The following is a 3947-nucleotide window of genomic DNA, read 5'->3' on the forward strand; positions in this document are numbered from 1 at the left end:
AATCTCCAACCCCGATCAGACGATCGAGGCCGGGGATGTCAACATATCTGGCGTTGACTTTTGGCACGCTGTTGAGTTCTCAAGGAACGGACGCTTCCTTCGAGCCGCCTTCCAGCGGGCCCTCCGGGCGCTTCGTTCTTCCGTGTTTCCAGCTTATCAGACGTTTTCCGCTCCGTTTTCCGGAGTTTCATTCATCCGATTCGCTGGCGTCTTTCGGTGCTTGGCGCCCCGTCCGACGTTTCGAACTCTAGCCGATCCCCGCTCCGTAGAGCGAATCCGGCCGAAGTCCGAATGCAATCCCGATAAACACGTACGCCCCATGCACATCGAGCCGGACCTGCGCATGGCAAGCCGGACCCGGCCCGAGCTGGGAAGTGGTGTTTCAGAGGATTGGCCGCCCCGGGACCGTCCGCGCCGATGCGTGTCCGGTGCTCCCTGCCGAGCGACTAGGGAACACTACTCCCACTCCGCCCCCGAGGCAAAGCGCTCAGGAGATTCGTCGCGGCTGCCTCCCCCGGTGGACGCCAGGGCCGTGGGCAGGCCCGATCGGCCGTCGATGGCGAGTTTGCCGTAGACGTTGGTGAGGTGAACCTCCACCGTTCGCAGGCCGACGAAGAGGTGCTGGGCTATCTCGCGGTTGGTCATGCCCTGGAGGGCGAGGTCCGCGACGCGTCGTTCGGTCGGGGTGAGGGCGTTCACGCCGTGGAACGTGCGGGTGCGCGGGCGGTCGCCGACGGCGCGGAGTTCCGCGAGTGCCAGGTCGACGAGCGGGGCCGCTCCGCACTCGTCGGCGACGCTGGCCGCCCGCTGGAGGCAGGTGCGGGCCTCGGGCAGTCGCCCGGCCTTTCGTGCGAGGACGCCGCAGTCGGCCAGCGCCTGGGCGTACCGCAGGCGTGCGGGGGCGTCTTCGAGCACGCCGACCGCCTCGCGGAGCAGGTCGAGCCCCTCCCCTCCGCCGAGGACCACGCCCAGCGCGGTCAGGGCGGTGCCCACGGCCTCCGGCGTCCCCCAGGTCCGGGCCAGCCCGAGTTCTTCCTCCGCCAGCGACCGGGCGGCGGCGCCGCGCCGCAGCGCCGCCTGGACCAGCGCCGCTTCGGAGCGCCAGGAGTGGAAACCGGGCCCGGACATCCCACGGGCGACGGCCCGTTCGCCGCAGAGGAGGAAGTCGGCGAGCCCCTCGTCCAGCCGCCCCTGCGCGACCCGCAGCCGGCCGCGGACCATCAGGACGTGGTCATTGACCCAGTTGGCGTTCAACTCGTCGTCCAGCCCGGCGTAATGGAGCAGGCCCTCGGCGTCCTCGGGCTTTCCCTGCCGGACGAGCGAGTCCATCGACGTCGCGGTCGCGAACACGGCGACGCTGTGCGCCGGCCCGATGTCTATCGCCCGCAGTTCCTCCAGCGCCGAGACCGCGTCCGCCTGGCTGTCCGCGAGGCGCCCCACCCGTCCCGCCAGGTTCGCCCGCACGCTGAGCGCCTGCAGACGCCCGAGCACCGAGCCACGGGCCTGTGCCTGCCGCACGGCGGCGTCGGCGTGCTCCAGCGCCGCCACCGTCCCGCCGGCGGCCCGCAAGGCGACCAGGGCGTCGACATGGACGAAGGACTCGGCGGACAGCGGGTCCGCCCCCTCCACCAGCGCCAGTTCCGCCAGGCTCACGGCCTCCTCCGGGCACCGGCCGACCATGACCGCGCGCAGGCTCAGCAGCGCGGCCAGCGGCCGCCGGACAGCGTTGTCCGGCGCGTCGAGGACGTTCATCCCCATCAGCCGCTCCACGGCGTCCGGGGCGGAGGCCAGGTTGGTCAGGGCGATGTGGATGCGGTCGATCTCCAGCCGCAGGGCGTCGGCGGGGTCCGCCTCCCGGATGTTTTCGCTGGTGCGCCGGAGCACCTCCAGCGCCTCCGGGTAGCGGTCCACGGCCAGCATCGCGCCGGCCAGTCGGCGTGCCACCGCCGTCCGTTCGACCGGGTTCCGGGACAACCGGAGGCTGCTCTCCAGGCTGCGGACGGCCACCGGGACGCTGGAGGCGAGCTCCAGCCGCCCGAGCGAGGCCAGCAGTCCGGCCCGCGACTCCTCGCCGGTCTCCTCCCGCAGGGCACGCCGCAGGTACGCCGCGGCCGTCGTGGTGCGGCCCTCCTCGGCCGCCCGTTCGGCGGCCGCGGCCAGGACCTCCGGTGCCCACGCCTCGCCCCGGGGACCGGGCAGGAGGTGAACGGCGATCCGCTGTGCGGAGGCGCCGCGCGACCGCAGGAAGCGGGCCGCTGCGCGGTGGAGTGCCATCCGCCGGCTGGGCAGCACGGTGGACGCCACGGCGGCGGCGAGGGCCGCACAGCCGAAGGCCGTCCCGTCCGGGCCGGTGCGGGTCAGGCACTCGGCCCGCACGAGTGCGTGCAGGGCGTCCTCCACCTGCGGCTCGTCGAGGGCGGTGGCCTCGACCAGCAGATCGACGTTCAGGTCTGCGTCCGGGACACCGCCCAGGACGGCGGCCGCCGTGGCCACGGTCGCGGCGTGCGGTGCGAGCGCCTCCAGTCGTGCGAGCAGGGCCGGGCCCACGTCGGCCGGGACGTACTCGGTGATCCGTGCCGCCGACGTTTCCCCCGCGTGCTCCGTTCCGGCATCGCGGAGTCCGCGCAGCAGGGCGCGGAGCAACAGCGGGTTCCCGCCTGTGGCTTCCCGGCAGGCCGGGGCCACGGCCCGGCCCGGGTGCCGGCCGAGGACGTCCTCGGCCAGCGCATCGACCGCGTCCTCGGCGAGGCCTCCCAGCGTCATCCGGTGCCGGAAGAGCGGCACGACGCCGGCGAGGACGTCCGCGTTCGGGTGCACGCCCTCCTCGCCGAGCGTGGCCAGGAGGACCAGGGGCAGTTCGGCACCGCGCCGGAGCACGTAGCGCAGCCAGCGCAGCGAACGGGCGTCGGCCCGCTGGAGGTCGTCGACGGCCAGGACCAGGCGCCTGCCGCCCGTCGAGCGGACCAACCGCCCGTACAGGTCGTCGAGCGCGACCGGATCGGGTTCGGCCACGCTGTTCGCGGCGGCCGGTTCCGGTGCGTCCCACGGCGACAGGTGGTCGGAGAACCTGCGGACCAGGCCGAACGGGAGCCCGCGTTCGAGCGGATCGAGCGCCGCCGACAGCACGAGGACGTCCTGGTCCTGACGGACGCCGGCCAGCGCCTCCCGCAGCAGTTCCGTCTTCCCGCTGCCCCAGGCTCCCTCCAGCAGCACGGAGACGCAGCCGTCTCCCCCGGAGGCCAGCAGGTGCCGGAGCACCTCCGACTCGCGCGCGCGTCCGTACAGGACGTCCTGCACCTGCGGTGCGGCCGCTTCACCGAGATCGATCACCGTTGGGCTCGTCGCCATGTCACACCGGGGCTGTCCTTCTGCGGGGCGCCACCATCCTCCGTGGCGGGACCGTGGAGGAGCAGGTTGACGCTGGGGAACCGGAGCGGTGGAGGGCCGGGACCCGCGGAATCCGCGACGCCACGACCGGACCGGGCCGCTCGCGGTCGATTCTCACCCGGGCGCGTCAACGTCCTGTCAACAGCCGGTCAGCGCCGACGGCCGGGAGTTCCCCACGGCCACGGGGCGGCCGCGCCAGACCTTTCGGTACCGCCCGTCATGTTCCGGCGGACGGTGCGGTTCTAGCGTGACGGGGCCGGGCGGCTCGCCGTCATCCCCCGCACCACCACCGGTCGCCACCCGCCACGGAACCACCCGCCTCGGAACCACCGGCGACGTTCGGACCGTCAGAATTTCGGCGGGCGCCGGAAGACGCGTCGAAGCGGCAAGAAGCAAGCACGGAGCAAGAGGAGAAAGTCGTTGAGCAACGAGAGCCTGGCCAACCTGCTCAAGGAGGAGCGTCGTTTCGCTCCCCCGGCAGAGCTCGCCGCAGCGGCCAACGTCACCGCGGCCGCGTACGCGCAGGCCTCCGAGGACCGCCTGGGCTTCTGGGCCGAGCA

1 protein-coding gene is annotated in these 3947 nt (G+C 73.0%); it reads right to left on the minus strand.

Annotation, left to right across the window (positions count from 1 at the left end; translation table 11 throughout):
- Positions 1–456 precede the first annotated feature (456 nt).
- Entirely contained in the window at positions 457–3348 is a 2892-nt protein-coding gene (locus tag PUR71_RS00550; protein WP_329924288.1) for an AAA family ATPase, read from the minus strand.
- Positions 3349–3947 lie beyond the last annotated feature (599 nt).

The sequence above is a fragment of the Streptomyces sp. SP17BM10 genome (genome assembly GCF_036322405.1).
Classification (GTDB): domain Bacteria; phylum Actinomycetota; class Actinomycetes; order Streptomycetales; family Streptomycetaceae; genus Kitasatospora.

What these genes read in the sequence shown, in the direction of transcription:
- PUR71_RS00550 (WP_329924288.1), bottom strand. Translation starts at nt 3,348, where the DNA reads ATGGCGACGAGCCCAACGGTGATCGATCTCGGTGAAGCGGCCGCACCG.